Origin of the sequence: Paenibacillus dendritiformis (genome assembly GCF_945605565.1) — a bacterium.
Classification (GTDB): Bacteria; Bacillota; Bacilli; order Paenibacillales; family Paenibacillaceae; genus Paenibacillus_B; species Paenibacillus_B dendritiformis_A.
Genome location: NZ_OX216966.1, coordinates 3,437,687 through 3,452,119, shown reverse-complemented (window position 1 = coordinate 3,452,119; position 14,433 = coordinate 3,437,687). Strand labels below are relative to the sequence as shown.

The window sequence follows — 14,433 nt, the reverse complement described above, 5'->3', positions numbered from 1 at the left end:
GCGGATTCCGTCGTTGTCGTATCTATGCAAGGCTGCATAGGCCTTCCGCCGCTCCCCGATTATGCGCGGGCGGCCAACGCTTGGTTCAGTTGAATCTGGTTGAAGCCGAGGATCTGCGTCTCCCCGATGAGCGTAACCGGCACCGAGCGCATGCCGGTATTCCACAGCTCTTCGGCATACTTCTCATCCTTGTCGATGTTCCGCTCTTCGAATTCGACGTTGCGCTCGCCCAGGAACTTTTTGACCTGTGAGCAATATTGGCAATAGGTGCTTGTATAGACAATCACTTTCTCATCCATGATGTCACCTCTCTCCTTTACTCGCTATCCGCTTGCCTATTGGCCGCGGCCCGCGCCATGATGTGCCCCGCACCGGCTCCACTCGCAGCGCCAGGCCCCGAGCGGCTTACGCCTGGACTGCGGCCGGAGCGCTTGCGCTCTCCACGCTCTCCAAGTAACGCTCGCAGTCCAGCGCGGCCATGCAGCCCGTGCCGGCGGCGCTAATCGCCTGGCGGTACCGGTTATCCTGCACATCCCCGCAGGCGAATACGCCGGGAATGTTCGTCTCGGTCGTGCCCGGCTTCACCTGCAGATAGCCCTGCTCATCGGCATCAAGCTGGCCGGCCAGGAACTTCGTGTTCGGCGTATGGCCGATCGCCACGAAGATGCCGTCCGTCGCGATAATCTCTTCCTCGCCGGTCTCATTATTGCGCACCTTGAGGCCGGTAACGCCATGCTCGCCCGCAATCACTTCGACCGGCGTCCGGTTCAGGGACCAGCGGATCTTGCCATTCTGACGGGCCCGATCCTGCATAATCTTGGAGGCGCGCAGCTCAGTCCGGCGGTTGACCAGCACCACTTCCGAAGCGAAGCGTGTCAGGAAGCTGGCTTCCTCCATCGCGGAGTCGCCGCCGCCGATGACGACAATCTTCTTGTTGCGGAAGAAGAACCCGTCGCATGTCGCGCATGTGCTGACGCCGCGGCCGACGTTATCGCGCTCGCCCGGTATGCCGAGATACTTCGCGGAGGCCCCTGTCGATATAATGAGCGACTCGGCCTGAATCTCGCCCATCCCTTCGACGGACAAGGTGAACGGCCGCTTCGACAGATCCGCTTCCGTGACCCACCCGGTGCGGAATTCCGCGCCGAAGCGCTCGGCCTGCTTGCGCATATTGTCCATCAGCTCCGGGCCCATAATGCCATCCGGAAAGCCGGGGAAGTTCTCCACTTCCGTCGTCGTCGTCAACTGGCCTCCAGGCTCCGGACCTTCTATAATCAACGGGTTCAGGTTCGCACGGGCCAAATAAATCGCCGCCGTCAATCCGGCAGGTCCCGTTCCGACAATGACAGTCTTGTACATAAGATCATCTCCATCATCTATCAAATCATATTGAATCTTCATGATGCGTTCTTGCTTGCAGAACCTATCTTATCATCTGCGCCGCCGCTCATCATGAAGGCTTGATGAAGACACAATGAACCCTTCATGAAGGAATCATGAAGGGTTCATGAAGATGCTCGCGATCGTTGTTAATCGGCTATCCGGTAGCCGATTCCCCGGACCGTGACAATGTACTTCGGATGCTTCGGCGCATCGCCGAGCTTCTGGCGCAGACTCTTGATATGGACATCGATAGAGTTACTGCCGCCGATATACGATTCGCCCCAGACGAACTCCATAATCTGCTGCCGGGTCATGACGCCGCCGCCATTCAGCAGCAGCCCCTTCAGCACATCGAACTCGGTTCGCGTCAGCTCGATCTTGGCGCCCGCCTGATGCACCGTGATGCGCTTCAGATCGACGACGACATCCTTGAAGCGCAGCAGCTCGCTGCCCGCCACCGCCGGCTGGGCATCGTTCCGGCTGGCCAGCTCTTCGATTCGCGACAATGCCGCTTCGATCGGACAAGGCCAGATCATCACTTCCCTGCCCTGCTCGTCCGGGCCCGTCCCCAGGTCCTCGCCCTGGAGCAGAAGGATGGCGCCATGACTGCCCGGGATGGTGGCGGACGGGTCGGCCGGAACCGCCTTCGTCCGATCGACGATGACCAGATCGCTGTTCATCGTCTGCAGCATCGGATCATGCTCCTGATGGAAGAGCAGCACATCATAACAGCGTATCGTTAACGCGACGAACAGCGAGCGGATCGAAGCCGGGAAAGGGCTGACGATCACGACCCGCCGGGTCGTCTCGCAGAATTGCCCCAGTTCATCATCCGCAAAGGTCATTGCCTTTCCGTCATCGACGGAACCGTTGTCTTCGAATGACTGCACGCCGCACACACTCCTTTGCCAATAAACTCCTCTTCGGGGATAGCATGGCAGGCCATGCCGACCCTCCATTTTAGAGTTAGTATTAATATAAGAAGGCGGGGCGCAAAAGTCAACAATAGTCAGTCTCTGCCGGATATGCCCGAGTTCGCGTCCCTCCCGCTCCCCGCTCGTCTATGACATCCATCACAGACAACGGGCGAGAAACTTGATAGAAAGAGTGTATATCATGGCCATACGCAGCTTATTAAGGAGGAGACGGCATGGCAATCGAGGTAATGGGCTCCGCTGCCGTAAGTCAGGATGTTATCATCGATCAGGTGAGAGAGAAATATAACTGCCGGGTGTTAAAATGCGAAGGGCGGCCGGTGCTGGAGTTCACTTCGGAGCAGGAGCTTGAACAGATAACGGATTATGTCCGGCAGACGTTCCACAAAGATCTTCTCGACGTGTTCTTCACGGCGATCCCAAGCCTGCAGCCCGATGAATAGACAGCCCTTCCCGCCTCGCCGCCTGGCTCAGGATGGCGGGCGGCCGCTAGGCGCGGCTGTTCAGCGCAGCCACCAATATATCTCTGGCGCAAATGCGCTTCCTGCCGGATGATCCGGCGGGGAGCGCATTTTGTCTGCTAGCGGCCGCACTCTAACCATGATGTGCGCCTGTGTGCACCTAGTGTTGCGAACGGGTGTTGCGCGACAGGCAGCCGGATGGCTACAATGGAGACACCGTGTGCCAGACAATGGCAGCGTCACCATATAGCGAGGAGGCTTGACTATGATTCGAATTGCACCCGTTACAGCCGATCAGCTTGAGAAATTGGCCGCCTTATATACCGAGTTGGAAGGCAATGTGACGAATCGGGAACGGCTGCGGGAGAAATTCGCCCTGCTTCAGGACCACCCGGATTACTTGCTGCTCGGGGCCGTGCATGAATCAGGGCGGCTCGTCGGTTCGGTCATGGGCATTACATGCCAGGATCTGACCGGGAACTGCCGCCCGTTCATGGTGCTGGAGAACATGATTGTGACCGAAGCGTTCCATCGTTCCGGCATCGGACAAATGCTCGCCCAAGCGGTAGAGGAAGCGGCGCAGGAGCGCGGCTGCCACAGCGTTATGCTCTTTTCCAGCACCTGGCGCAGCGACGCGCACCGCTTCTATGAGAAGCTGGGCTTCTTGAAGGATGCGGCCTATGGCTTCGTCAAGCCGCTATAGACCGGCGGCAGGATCGGCGAACTCGATATACGCCGCTGTCCGATCCGCCGCCTTGTCCCCTAGAATTGTCCTGACGAGATAGAGCGCCATATTGATGCCTGAGGTGACGCCGCCGGACGAGACGATATTGCCATCGTGAACGACTTTGCTCTCGGATTCCACTTGCAGGGAGGCATTGCTCCGCTGCAGCATGCCCGCAGCCAGATGATGCGTCGTGACCCGCTTCCCGTCCAGCAGACCGGCCTCATTCAGCATGAAAACGCCTGTACAGACGGAACAAATATACTCAATATTCAGGTGCCGCTTGATCCAGTTCCCCACTTCCCGATTACCGCTCACAGCCTGTACTGCCAGGAACGATCCGCCGGGAATGATAAGGATATCAAGCTCGGGCGCATCGGCTATCCCTCTATCTCCTCCGCTCCTTCGAGCGCCTTCTCTTCAAGCCAGCCGGTTGGGACGGCATCGGACCATGCAAGCAGGCTTGCCGGCACTCCCAATCCAAGACCGAACGGTCTGTTTTATTGTCAAAAGAGAAGACGCTTCCTACAGCGTCCGTTCATCGGCAACCAATAATTCCGTCTTTATATACTGCGCCATCTGTCTGACGGTCACCCGCATATATTCACTGTTGTCATATAGCTTGCTGATCATCACTCCACCCTCGAACGCCGCGGTCAGAAATGTAATGACGGACACGCTGCTTGTTCCGCTGTTCGTGCCGCCGAATGAGGTCAATGCCCGCCTGGCCGTCAATTCCCCGCCCGAAGGCTCCCACAGGACCGCATTGACACTGTACAATGCGGGACCCGCCGATCTGCAGCTCGGTTACGGGTATGATCTGTACCGGGCCGAGAATGAAAATTGGGTGCCCGTGCCCTTCACGCAGGCGGTCCCCGCTGTAGGGATACATATCGAACCCGGCGGAACGTTCGACGAGACCATCACACTCCCCCGCGGCCTTGAATCAGGGCGCTATCGGGTCGTGAAGCGGTTCTCCGCTTTTCTATCCGATAAGGTCGTGGATCTGGCCGCCGACTTCGAGATCCAATGATTCCGCCTCCCGGAACACAAGAACAGCGCCCGCTCATCGGACGCTGTTCTTAGGCGACTCGCATGCGGCTGGCATCTCCATGGACCCGCCGCTGCGCCCGCCGCCGGGGCTGAAGCTATTCCCACTGGAACCTTTAAGACAAATCCCAAGCTTCATAAATTTTCGGCACATCCGCAATCAGCTGGCTCGTATAGGGATGCTGCGGGCGCAAAATGATCTCCTCCGCCGGGCCGCGCTCCACGATCCGCCCCTGCTCCATAATATAGATCGTATCGCTTACATAATAAGCCAGGCCGACATCATGCGTAATGAACAGAATCGTCATATTGTTGTCTTCCCGCAGCTTCATCAGCATATCCAGTATCGTCGAACGCGAGCACGCGTCGACCATCGAGGTCGGCTCATCCGCGATCAGCACCTTCGGGTGCAGCATGAAGATGCGCGCGATCATCAGCCGCTGCATCTGGCCGCCGGACAGCTCGAACGGATATTTGTTGTACAGCTCCTTGAACTCCAGGTTGACGAACGAGCACGCCTCCGTCATCCGCTGATGCTGCTCCTCCTTCGTCAGCTTCAACCCCTGCAGGCGGATGCAGTCGAGCAGCAGCTTTTCCACCTTATAGAACATATTGAACGCGGCGAACGGATCCTGGAATATCGCCTGGAACTCCTTCCAATACGCCCGCCGCTTCGCATGCGAACGCAGATTGCGGGGCCGGCCCTTATAATCGATGCGCCCCGCCGACTCCTGCAGCAGCCCCATCATGATCTTCGCGAGCGTCGTCTTGCCGCTGCCGCTCTCTCCGACGATCGAGATGATCTCGCCTTCATGAATCGCGAAGTCGACCTCCTGCACCGCCGCCGTGCGCTGCATGCCATATCCGAATATTTTGCTGACCCGCTCACCGCGCAGAAGAACTTCGCCGCTAGTCCTTGTCACTGGCATACCACTCCCTTAGCGTCCCGGCATCGAACAGACAGCGGTACCGCCGTCCCTCATCCAGCCTGCTTGCGATCGAGGCCTCCCTGCATGCCTCCCGCGCGTATTCGCATCGTTCGGCGAAGCGGCAGCCTGTGATCGGCTGCTTCAGATTCGGGGGCGCCCCCGGAATCGCAGCCAGCTTATGCCCCTTCATGCCCGCTTCCGGCACGATGATCGAGCCCATCAGCTTATTCGTATAAGGATGAACCGGATCGAAGATCATCTGCTCCGCCGTGCCCCGCTCCACAATCTGCCCGGCGTACATCACCATAATCTCGTCGGTGACATGGTACAGGAGCGGCAGCTCATGCGTAATAAAGACAAGCGAGCGAATGAATTTCTTGGCGAGCAGATCCTTCAGCAGCTTGATGACGCTCTTCTGCGAAGTGACGTCCAGCGCCGAGGTAGGCTCATCCGCGATCAGGACGGCCGGATTCAGGATCGTCGAGATCGCGATCACCGTCCGCTGCTTCATGCCGCCCGAGAGCTCATTCGGGAACGCATGCAATACCTTCACCGGCAGATTCAGCGACTCCAGCCGTTCGGCGGCCAATGCCTTCACCTGCTTCCGGCTCAGCTCGGGCCGGTGCTCCATCATCACATCCTCGATGAAGCGGATAATCTTTTGCGTCGGATTGAGCGCGTTCATCGCCGCCTGTGGAATATAAGCGATGCTTCGGCCCAGTATGCGGGTTCGCAGCTCCTCCCGGCTCAGCTTCATGATGTCCGTGCCGCCGATCGTGATCGAGCCGCTGTGGTAATGCAGCGGCGGAGCGTAGAAGCCCATCAGGCTGAGCGCAAGCGTCGACTTCCCGCAGCCCGATTCCCCCGCGATGCCCAGCGTCTTCCCTTCCTCTAGCGCGAAATCAACCCCGTCCACCGCATGCACTTCCTCCTTCAGCCGTGTCCGGTAATACGTCTTCAAGCCGCTCACTTCCAATATCGGTGTGCTCATAGTCAGCTCCTAATTTTCGGATTGAATATTTCATCCATTCCGGTATTCATCAGATAGAGCGAGAACGTAATGATGGCAATCGCGAACGCCGCCGGGATGAAGGCCCACCAGGCCCCTGCCACCGGCGCCTCGAACACGAGCGCCCAGTTCATCAATATGCCGAGCGAGATCGTGTTGTACGGGCCCAGGCCGAGCATGCTGATCGACGCCTCCGACAAGATGCCGGACGCGGTCTGCAGCACGAACGCCATCACGGCATAGGAAGCAATGTACGGCAAAATCTCGAATACGATAATGCGTGAAGTGTTGTGGCCCGAAATTTTGGCGATATGAACATGATCCCGGTTCCGCAGCGACACCGTCTGCGCCCGGACGGCGCGCGCCGTCCACGGCCAGCTTGTGATGCCGATAATGAGCGCCGTCACGAGCGAGCTGCGCGAATCGATGCTGACGGAGACGAGAATGAGGATGATGAAGGACGGAATGACGATGAAGATATTGGTTACCGCCGTCAGCAGATTATCGACGAGCCCGCCGATATAGCCGGAGCAGAGGCCGATGACCAGTCCGAGGACCGTCGCGCATACGCCCGCAATCAGCCCGACCTTGATCGACGTCTTGATGCCATAGACCAATTGAAGGAACACGTCCCGTCCGAAATTGTCCGAGCCGAGCAGCAATTCCCCGCCCGGCGGCTGGAACGCGAGCGCGATCATCTCCAGCGGATCGTTCCGGTTGATGAGGGGGTAAATGAGAACGAACAGGATCATGACGGCAAAGGTGACGGCGCCCAGCATGAACTTCGGCGATTTGGCCATAATGCGTATCGAATGGGTCATATTAACGCTCCTCCAATTGAGCCGCCTTGATGCGGGGATCAATCAATCCGTATACGATCTCGATCGTGAAGTTGGCTAACAGTACGGAGATGGCGATAAGCAGCGTGCAGCCGGAGATCAGCGGATAATCGAGCTGCCGGATGGCGGTGAACAGCCATGTGCCGAGGCCCGGATAGCTGAACACGATCTCGCAGATGAGCGAGCCGCTAATCATCGTGCCGATGGACAGGGCTAACCCGGTGATCTGGGGCAGCATCGCATTTTTGAACACATAACCGGCCACGCGGGCATCCCGAATCCCGAGCAGCTTGCTGTACAGCACGTAATCGGAGTTCAGCTCATAGATGGACATCTCCCGCATCCCGATCGCCTGGCCGCCAATCGTGACGAGCACGATGGACAGGAACGGCAGCGTATGATGGCGCAGGACAGAGCCGATGAACTCGAGACTGAACTGCGGCGCCATCTGATAGTCATAGCCGCCTGACAGCGGGAACCAGTGCAAGGTCAGACCGAACAGGTACAGCATGATAATGGCCAGCGTGAAGAACGGAATCGAATTGACGAACAGCGCCGCCGGAAAGATGACCTTGTCGTAAATGCCCTTCTTATAGGCGGCTACCGCACCAAGTATATTGCCGATAATCCAGCCGACGAGAATGGCCGGAAGCTGCAGGCCTACCGTCCACGGAACGGCGGAGGCCAAAATATCGGTTACCTTTTTCGGATACAGTCCGAATGATGTCCCGAGGTCGCCGGCGAACAGATTTTTGAGATAAATGAGGAACTGCGTTCCAAGCGGCTGATCGATCCCGAATTCCTGAATGAAGGTCTCGTACACCCGCTTGATCGAATCGCTGTCCGTCATGCCCTTCGTCATCTTCGCCGCGATCATGCTGACCGGATTGCCTTCGATCAGTCTCGGAAGCAGGAAGTTCAGCCCGATAGCAATGATGAAGGTAACTCCATACCAGACCAGCTTTTTGAAAAAATATTTGGAATAGGCATTCAACCGCATCCCTCCTCCGCACCGTGTATTGGCACATGGCCGCTTCCCAGAGGCCTCGCCCCATCATTTCCCGGCCTAGTTATGGATCTGGTACAAGGCCTTGATGCCGGCTCCGTCCATCACAATCTGAGGCGGAATGTTGGTGCCGTCTCCGCTCACCGGGAAGCCCTTCCATACCGATTCATTCACCGTGTGGAATTCCCACGGCCGGTACATCAGCGGAATCGATGGAATGTCCTTCAGCCAGATCTGGGTCAGCTCGGTATACAGCTTCTTCAACTCGGCTTCATCCGAGACAGTCGGGATCTGCTCAATGATGTCATCCGCCCGAGCGTTCCGGTACCGCCCCCAATTCCAGAACGCCATCTCGCCCAGCGGCGCGACGCCTTTCGAGTACATAATCGTTCGCGCCCGGTCCCATGGCTGGCTTGGATTCACGCCGCCAGCCGGCGTGTTCATAATAATATCGAACTTCCCGGTCTGGAGGTCGTTCGTCCAGATCGGCGCTTCCGGGAACTTGGTCCGGATCTCGATGCCGATCTTCTTCGCGCTCTGTGCCACAATCTCGAGGGCGGCGTTCCAGTCGGACCAGCCATACGGGCATTCGATCTCATAAGGCCCGAGCCGGACGCCGTTCAGGACGCGGATGCCGTCCTTCCCCTTCTCGGCCCCGATGCTGTCCAGCAGCGCGTTCGCCCCGTCGATGTCCGTAGACCATTGCAGCTCCCGAATGGCGCTCTGATCGACATATTTCACTTCTGCGTCCGTGTTTAGCGTCAGCGAGGGCTGCATCGGCACGGAATAGCCGCTCATGGCCAGCTCGGCGATTTTCTGATAGTCGATGCTCATCGCAATCGCTCTTCGCACTTCCGGCTGGTCCAGGCCCGGCTTCGACAGATTGAAGAAGACGGACGGCATCGATCCCGGCACATAGTACGGCGGATCCGGCAGGAACGTCTTAATCGGCGCCCCGTCCTCCCACATCTTCCATACTTGCGGGATGAACTGCTGCGATACGTCCACCTGGCCGCTCTTCAAGGCGAGATCGCCGGCCGCATTGTCTTTGTAGATGACATGTGTAATGTATTTGGGCGCGGGCAGCTTGCCGAACAGCGCCTGGCCCCAATAGCTATCGTCGCGGACAAGCGTTATTTTCTGATCGTTGTAGTAATGCATCTTGTACGGTCCCGTCCCGATCGGGTCCGCATTCACTTCCTTGCGCAGCGCCGACAGATCGCTGTTGGCCTTCTTCTCCAGCTCCGCCCAAATATGCTTCGGCAGCATCGGGATCAAGACAATGCTGTCGAGAACGGTCAGCTTATTGGGGTTCGAAGGCTTCAGCTTAATCTGTACCGTATTAGGCCCCTCGGCCGTAACGTCCTCAATATACGTCCAGAAGCTGCTCCAATTAATGTCGTACTTCTTCCCCAGGCCGTACGTATACACAACATCGTCCGCCGTGAAGGGCTGGCCGTCGCTCCACGCGGCCTTCGGGTTCAGGCCGATGCGCAGCGTCAGATCGTCGGTCCATTCGAATTCAGTCCCAAGCAGCGGTTCCAGCCCGCCGTCCAGCTGGTTGATCATGAACATCGTCTCATAGACGAGCTCGCGCGAGCTGCCATATTCAATCGGAAAAGCCGGGTTGCCGCTCAACAGGTTGAAGTTGGTCGGAGGCCCCCACTGCAAGCCGTTCACATACAACGTCTCCTGACGCGGCGTCTCCTTCGCCCCCTCAGCGGGCGGCTGCGAATCAGACGTTGGCGGCGGGTCCGCCTTCGGACTGCCTCCCGGATCGGCGGATTGGCCGACCGGCGGCGGCGTCGCTCCTCCCGTGCAGCCGGCGAGCAGCACTAAAGCCATCATGATCGCCAAGACGGGACGAAATGCGCTGACAAGCTTCATCTGAATCCCTCCATTCTCTCCTCCATGGAAGACACAAGCGTGGCGCTCCAGTGTTGGAAGCGATTACAAATTACAATGCCCTCCGAGTTGAACCCATTGTATTCGTTCTGCCTCTTCGTTATGTCAAGGACAATCCCCGCCGCGGCAAAATTGATGTGCAGAGAGGGCTGCGGAAGAATGCGGCCGCGGAACACAGCGTTAGCCATGCTTCAGGCGTTCAACCGACTGCAACGAAACGCAGGGGGCGCATTCTATCCGCCCTGCTGCATTATTGGCGCGATTCAGCTCTCTGTCCTTTTACGAGGGAAAATCGGAAGAAATGTCTTTCAAATAGTGGACACTAGTTTGCAAAAGAGATAGTAATTCGCCAGCAGCAGATTCTCTATATATTGAATAAAACAAACTCTTCATAACTACATATTGATTTTTTCTTACATCCAAGCAAGTCCCTCTTTTGTCCACTTTTATATAGACAATTTCACTATTTTTCCATCCACAGAGGACGACATTTCCACACTCCGTCTGACACGGCTGCGTCGATTTCGGGTAGATGAGTAAATGAGTCATACGAGAGTGCGGTTCTAGCCATAACGAGGCAAAGCGGCGGGGAAGCGGCCCATATTGGCATTAGGCAACAGCGCAGCCTCATCTCTGCGGGAGCGCCTAGAGATGACGCCCATGCTGGGCGTATCATAACGAAAGACCGCCCTTGCGAGGGGCGGTCTTCCTTCACTCTTGATTATGCGAGATGATCGTCACGCCTTCCAGATGGTCGGCGCGTGCCTTCATATCCTTCGTCAGCTTCAGCCACTCGGTATTGGCCAGCACCCGCTCCGGAGGCGGATCCATCCAGCCGTCCTTCGTCTCTCCGTAGGCCTGCTTCAGACGGAGCAGTGCCATCTGCGTCTCCGGGATGGACAACTGTGCATAGGCCGCGTCATCGATGACCAATATCAGTTCGGCATAGGCGGTATTGCGCACATGTCCGATCCAGCTGTTGCTCCCGTAATCCAGGTTGATCTCCTGCCCGCCGACGTTCAGCCGCTTCACATCCTTCATCGTCGGGTGTCCGAACAGAAGCGCCTGACCCGCTTCCGCGTCCGGCAGCGAGGTGATCGGATCGGAGCTCCACACGTCATCATTGTTATCCGCCTTGCGGAGAATGCCGGTCTTCACGACACTGTCGGCGGTCGTCCGGCTCATGACCAGGATCTGCTTCTCTTCCGTCTCCGCTCTCTTGACCGGATACATCTCGCTTGCCGTGATGGCATCGCGATGCTGCTCCGCCACTTGTTCCAGCGCGGCCTTCTCCCCTAAGAGCAGAATGCCGTTCCGCGGCTCCTCCTTCGGCCCGCCGAATAGGCTGCAAGCGCTAAGTACGCCGATAGCCAGTATGGCGGCCAGTCCTTTTTTCCAGCCTTGAATTCCTATCATGAATCGATCTCCCTCTCTCCTCTTCCTCGTCTTCCTGAGCGATTCCGCACCCTGCAAAGCTCTTAAGCCTCGCCCCTAGCCGCCGCCTTACTTGATTTTCCCGTACAAATGATTCAAATACCGCCAGCGGATAACGAAGAAATAAAGCGTCTGCATCGTAAGGAAGCTAATAAAGATAATGACAGCCGACGATGCCACGGGGAAGCTGACGATCTGCTGCAGCGCGGTGAAAGCGACACTGCTGTGAATGACGGCGACGAGAATCGGCAGGAAAAACATTAGAAGCAGTTGGCGCGTCACCATCTTTTTCAGCTCCTTGCGGCTCAATCCCACCTTCGCGATCATCTGATACTGCCGCTCATCCCGATCCAGATCGGCATACAACCGGAAGTAGAGCAAGCTTGCCGCGAAGGTGAAAAACACGACGCCGACCAGTACGCTTACGATCAGCAGCAGCCCGTTCCCCTGCTTCATCTGAAGCCAGTCAAAGATATGGGCGTGCAGCATGAATTTCCCGTCCGGTTGCTGCTCCGCCTCCTTCTCAATCTGATCCAGCAGCTCCTGCGAGACGGCTTTCGATTTCTCCCAATGGTCGACGACGAACAGGAAATAGGTTACGGGAGAGTCATCCACGCCGGGGATGCGCCCGAAGCTCGCGTCGCTCACGACCAGGAGCATGCTGTATTCCGGGTAGACGATATGCGTTCCCAGCTTCGCAATGCGGAAATCAGCGCTCCAGTCCCCTTCCACAATGTCTACCGGCCCGTAGTCTTTCGCATCCGCGTTCTTGTACTGAGTCTGCAAATTGACGCTCGTCGGAACGAGCATCCCCTCCTCGTCGCCTAATGTCTCCGCTTCATAGCCGAGCGCGGCAGCCAGGCCGTTATACTCGCTAAGCTTCATGATGAGCAGCCCGTTATCCGAATACCACGGCGCAACGCTGCCCATCCGGTACGTGAAATTCGCTTCGGACAGCCGCTTCCCGATGGCGGCAAGATGCTCTTGCTCGCGATCGTTGCCTTGACTGGAAATATAGGTAAAGGCATACGGATTCTTCATCTCCTGCAAGCCGGGATCGCCGATCGACATCGAAGTGCCGATACCGGTGAAGGCGACGGCCGAGATAACGGCGACCATGAAGAACATGACTGCATTATCCTTCATCCGGTAGGCCAGCTCCGACAGCGTCAGCAGATTCGTCTTATGAAAATAGAGCTTCTCGCGCTTCTTCAACGCGCGGATCGCATACACGCTCAGCTGCGTGAACAGCCAGTAGGTGCCGGCCACGACGAGCGCCACCCCGCCGAACAGCAGCACGAACGAGAAAACCCGCTCAACGGCGAATACCATGACGCAGAAGTAGCCAAGTCCGATCAGAACGGCCGCCAGCAGAGAAAGCCACAGCGAAGCCTTCGGCTCGGGCTTCGGCTTATCCTCCGACTTCAACAGCTCGACCAACTGCTCTGTCTTCCGGATGCGGGACGTGAACAGCGCGATAAGCAGGAACAGCACCAGGAAGGCGCCGGCGGTCATCAAGATCGCCTGCAGCGGAATATAGAAGCGCAGTCCCTCGTAGATGACAAGCATCTTCGCGCAAATCAACAGCGCCAGCTTCGCGAAGATCAAGCCGACCGCGATGCCGGTCACGATGGCGGCGGTGCCGATAATCATATTTTCGATGAAGATAAGCTGCCTTAGCTGCCGGCGCGAGATGCCGAGCACGAGAAGAAGCCCGAATTCTTTTTTGCGGTTTTTCAGAAAGGCGCTCACCGAATAGAACAAATAAATAAACGAGAACACAAAAATCATGATCTGCGAGACTCTCATCCCCATCGTGCCGAGCATGCTCATCGTCTCGCTTGTCGAGCGGAGCTGGCCCTGCAGATCCGGATGGAACAGCAGCAGGGCATAGGTGAAGAAGATCATGACCGAGAACGCGCTGCTCAGAAAATGGGCGATGTACGTCCGTTTGTTGCGTACGATGTTGTTATACGCGAATTGGCGAAAATTCATGGCCGTTCCCTCCCAGCAGCGACAGCACATTAATAATCTTCTGGTAGAAGGCGGATCGGCTGTCGCCGCAGTACACCTCGTTGTGGAGCCGGCCGTCCTTGATGAACACGACGCGGTCGCAGTAGCTCGCCGCCACCGGATCATGGGTAACCAGCATCATCGTCGCCTGATCCTCCTTGTTGAGCTGGCTCAAGAGCTCCATGACGTCGCGCGCCGCCTTGGAGTCCAGGTTCCCGGTCGGTTCATCGGCCAGCACCAGCTTCGGCTCATGAATGAGCGCGCGGGCGATGGCCGCGCGCTGCGCCTGGCCGCCCGAGATCTCGTAGGTGCGCTTATCCATGATGTCGGCGATGCCCAGCTTGCCGGCGATCCGATCGGCCCGCTCCCGCATCGCTGCAATGTCTGTGCCGTCCAGCGTCAGCGGCAGCATCATATTTTCCTTGACGGTCAAGGTCTGAAGGAGGTTGAAGGACTGGAACACGAAGCCCAGCTCCCGCCGCCGGAACACGGCCAGCTCATCCATTGACAAGGTGTGCGGATCCTTCCCGTCAATCCATACCTCCCCCGAGGTCGGAGCATCGATGGTGGACACGAGATTGAGCAGCGTCGTCTTGCCGCTCCCGGACGGGCCCATGATGCCGACGAACTCCCCCTTTTGAATCGTCAGATCGATATTGGACAATGCTTCAAAAGAGACCATTCCCTTATATATTTTGCTCAAGTTCTTGACTCGCAATATTTCCATCGTGATTGCACATCCTCC

The 14,433-nt window shown here is 57.4% G+C and carries 16 protein-coding genes; 3 read left to right on the top strand and 13 right to left on the bottom strand.

Annotated elements, in window-relative coordinates:
- Positions 1 to 59: 59 nt before the first annotated feature.
- The 3 genes from NNL35_RS15145 to NNL35_RS15135 form a co-directional block, all read right to left on the bottom strand.
- Positions 60 to 299: a glutaredoxin family protein gene (locus NNL35_RS15145; RefSeq protein WP_006678175.1), complete on the bottom strand. Its 240-nt coding sequence runs from the start codon at positions 297 to 299 to the stop codon at positions 60 to 62.
- A 106-nt stretch (positions 300 to 405) separates the two neighbouring features.
- Complete coding sequence (trxB, locus tag NNL35_RS15140) at positions 406 to 1,359, bottom strand: thioredoxin-disulfide reductase (RefSeq protein ID WP_040732288.1); 954 nt, start codon at positions 1,357 to 1,359, stop codon at positions 406 to 408.
- A gap of 170 nt (positions 1,360 to 1,529) precedes the next feature.
- On the bottom strand, positions 1,530 to 2,273 hold the full coding sequence (locus NNL35_RS15135; RefSeq protein WP_006678173.1) for a winged helix-turn-helix domain-containing protein: 744 nt from the start codon (positions 2,271 to 2,273) through the stop codon (positions 1,530 to 1,532).
- A 260-nt stretch (positions 2,274 to 2,533) separates the two neighbouring features.
- On the opposite strand from NNL35_RS15135, the gene NNL35_RS15130 reads away from it, so the two are divergent.
- Both NNL35_RS15130 and NNL35_RS15125 read left to right on the top strand, forming a co-directional pair.
- Complete coding sequence (locus NNL35_RS15130; protein WP_006678172.1) at positions 2,534 to 2,761, top strand: hypothetical protein; 228 nt, start codon at positions 2,534 to 2,536, stop codon at positions 2,759 to 2,761.
- Positions 2,762 to 3,044: 283 nt separating this feature from the next.
- The gene (locus tag NNL35_RS15125; protein ID WP_006678171.1) at positions 3,045 to 3,482 is read left to right on the top strand and encodes a GNAT family N-acetyltransferase; all 438 of its coding nucleotides are present in this window, start codon (positions 3,045 to 3,047) and stop codon (positions 3,480 to 3,482) included.
- On the opposite strand, the gene NNL35_RS15120 is transcribed toward NNL35_RS15125, so the two are convergent.
- Together NNL35_RS15120 and NNL35_RS15115 are read right to left on the bottom strand one after the other, a co-directional pair.
- Complete coding sequence (locus NNL35_RS15120; RefSeq protein WP_337999312.1) at positions 3,477 to 3,863, bottom strand: DJ-1/PfpI family protein; 387 nt, start codon at positions 3,861 to 3,863, stop codon at positions 3,477 to 3,479. The two genes, NNL35_RS15125 and NNL35_RS15120, sit on opposite strands and share 6 nt — an antisense overlap.
- Positions 3,864 to 4,028: 165 nt before the next feature.
- Complete coding sequence (locus NNL35_RS15115; RefSeq protein WP_158000463.1) at positions 4,029 to 4,181, bottom strand: hypothetical protein; 153 nt, start codon at positions 4,179 to 4,181, stop codon at positions 4,029 to 4,031.
- Here NNL35_RS15115 and NNL35_RS15110 point away from each other — a divergent pair.
- On the top strand, positions 4,171 to 4,536 hold the full coding sequence (locus tag NNL35_RS15110) for an immunoglobulin-like domain-containing protein (RefSeq protein WP_006678169.1): 366 nt from the start codon (positions 4,171 to 4,173) through the stop codon (positions 4,534 to 4,536). The genes NNL35_RS15115 and NNL35_RS15110 overlap by 11 nt on opposite strands.
- Positions 4,537 to 4,669: 133 nt before the next feature.
- Here the strand turns inward: NNL35_RS15110 and NNL35_RS15105 are convergent, their stop codons facing one another.
- The 8 genes from NNL35_RS15105 to NNL35_RS15070 all read right to left on the bottom strand — a co-directional run bounded on the left by NNL35_RS15105 (position 4,670) and on the right by NNL35_RS15070 (position 14,415).
- Positions 4,670 to 5,482, bottom strand: coding sequence for an ABC transporter ATP-binding protein (locus NNL35_RS15105; RefSeq protein ID WP_040732286.1), 813 nt, complete (start codon positions 5,480 to 5,482; stop codon positions 4,670 to 4,672).
- On the bottom strand, positions 5,463 to 6,473 hold the full coding sequence (locus NNL35_RS15100; protein WP_006678167.1) for an ABC transporter ATP-binding protein: 1,011 nt from the start codon (positions 6,471 to 6,473) through the stop codon (positions 5,463 to 5,465). Before NNL35_RS15100 ends, NNL35_RS15105 begins: the two co-directional genes overlap by 20 nt.
- A 2-nt stretch (positions 6,474 to 6,475) precedes the next feature.
- Positions 6,476 to 7,312 (bottom strand): ABC transporter permease, encoded by an 837-nt coding sequence (locus tag NNL35_RS15095; protein ID WP_006678166.1) that lies wholly within the window; start codon positions 7,310 to 7,312, stop codon positions 6,476 to 6,478.
- 1 nt (position 7,313) lies between these two features.
- A complete protein-coding gene (locus tag NNL35_RS15090; protein WP_040732282.1) occupies positions 7,314 to 8,324 on the bottom strand; it encodes an ABC transporter permease in 1,011 nt (336 codons plus the stop codon).
- A 72-nt stretch (positions 8,325 to 8,396) separates the two neighbouring features.
- Positions 8,397 to 10,223 (bottom strand): ABC transporter substrate-binding protein, encoded by a 1,827-nt coding sequence (locus NNL35_RS15085; protein WP_006678164.1) that lies wholly within the window; start codon positions 10,221 to 10,223, stop codon positions 8,397 to 8,399.
- Positions 10,224 to 10,952: 729 nt separating this feature from the next.
- Positions 10,953 to 11,657, bottom strand: a complete 705-nt coding sequence (locus tag NNL35_RS15080) for a lipoprotein BA_5634 family protein (protein WP_006678162.1) — start codon at positions 11,655 to 11,657, stop codon at positions 10,953 to 10,955.
- Positions 11,658 to 11,744: 87 nt separating this feature from the next.
- Positions 11,745 to 13,670: an ABC transporter permease gene (locus NNL35_RS15075; RefSeq protein ID WP_006678161.1), complete on the bottom strand. Its 1,926-nt coding sequence runs from the start codon at positions 13,668 to 13,670 to the stop codon at positions 11,745 to 11,747.
- Complete coding sequence (locus NNL35_RS15070; protein ID WP_006678160.1) at positions 13,645 to 14,415, bottom strand: ABC transporter ATP-binding protein; 771 nt, start codon at positions 14,413 to 14,415, stop codon at positions 13,645 to 13,647. The genes NNL35_RS15075 and NNL35_RS15070 overlap by 26 nt, the downstream gene beginning before the upstream one ends.
- Positions 14,416 to 14,433: the final 18 nt, after the last annotated feature.

Bases quoted from the DNA above. Each gene is read 5' to 3' on its own strand.
- trxB (WP_040732288.1), bottom strand. From the start codon at position 1,359: ATGTACAAGACTGTCATTGTCGGAACGGGACCTGCCGGATTGACGGCG.
- NNL35_RS15110 (WP_006678169.1), top strand. From the start codon at position 4,171: ATGACGGACACGCTGCTTGTTCCGCTGTTCGTGCCGCCGAATGAGGTC.
- NNL35_RS15075 (WP_006678161.1), bottom strand. From the start codon at position 13,670: ATGAATTTTCGCCAATTCGCGTATAACAACATCGTACGCAACAAACGG.
- NNL35_RS15080 (WP_006678162.1), bottom strand. From the start codon at position 11,657: ATGATAGGAATTCAAGGCTGGAAAAAAGGACTGGCCGCCATACTGGCT.
- NNL35_RS15085 (WP_006678164.1), bottom strand. From the start codon at position 10,223: ATGAAGCTTGTCAGCGCATTTCGTCCCGTCTTGGCGATCATGATGGCT.
- NNL35_RS15070 (WP_006678160.1), bottom strand. From the start codon at position 14,415: ATGGAAATATTGCGAGTCAAGAACTTGAGCAAAATATATAAGGGAATG.
- NNL35_RS15095 (WP_006678166.1), bottom strand. From the start codon at position 7,312: ATGACCCATTCGATACGCATTATGGCCAAATCGCCGAAGTTCATGCTG.
- NNL35_RS15105 (WP_040732286.1), bottom strand. From the start codon at position 5,482: ATGCCAGTGACAAGGACTAGCGGCGAAGTTCTTCTGCGCGGTGAGCGG.
- NNL35_RS15100 (WP_006678167.1), bottom strand. From the start codon at position 6,473: ATGAGCACACCGATATTGGAAGTGAGCGGCTTGAAGACGTATTACCGG.
- NNL35_RS15145 (WP_006678175.1), bottom strand. From the start codon at position 299: ATGGATGAGAAAGTGATTGTCTATACAAGCACCTATTGCCAATATTGC.
- NNL35_RS15125 (WP_006678171.1), top strand. From the start codon at position 3,045: ATGATTCGAATTGCACCCGTTACAGCCGATCAGCTTGAGAAATTGGCC.
- NNL35_RS15130 (WP_006678172.1), top strand. From the start codon at position 2,534: ATGGCAATCGAGGTAATGGGCTCCGCTGCCGTAAGTCAGGATGTTATC.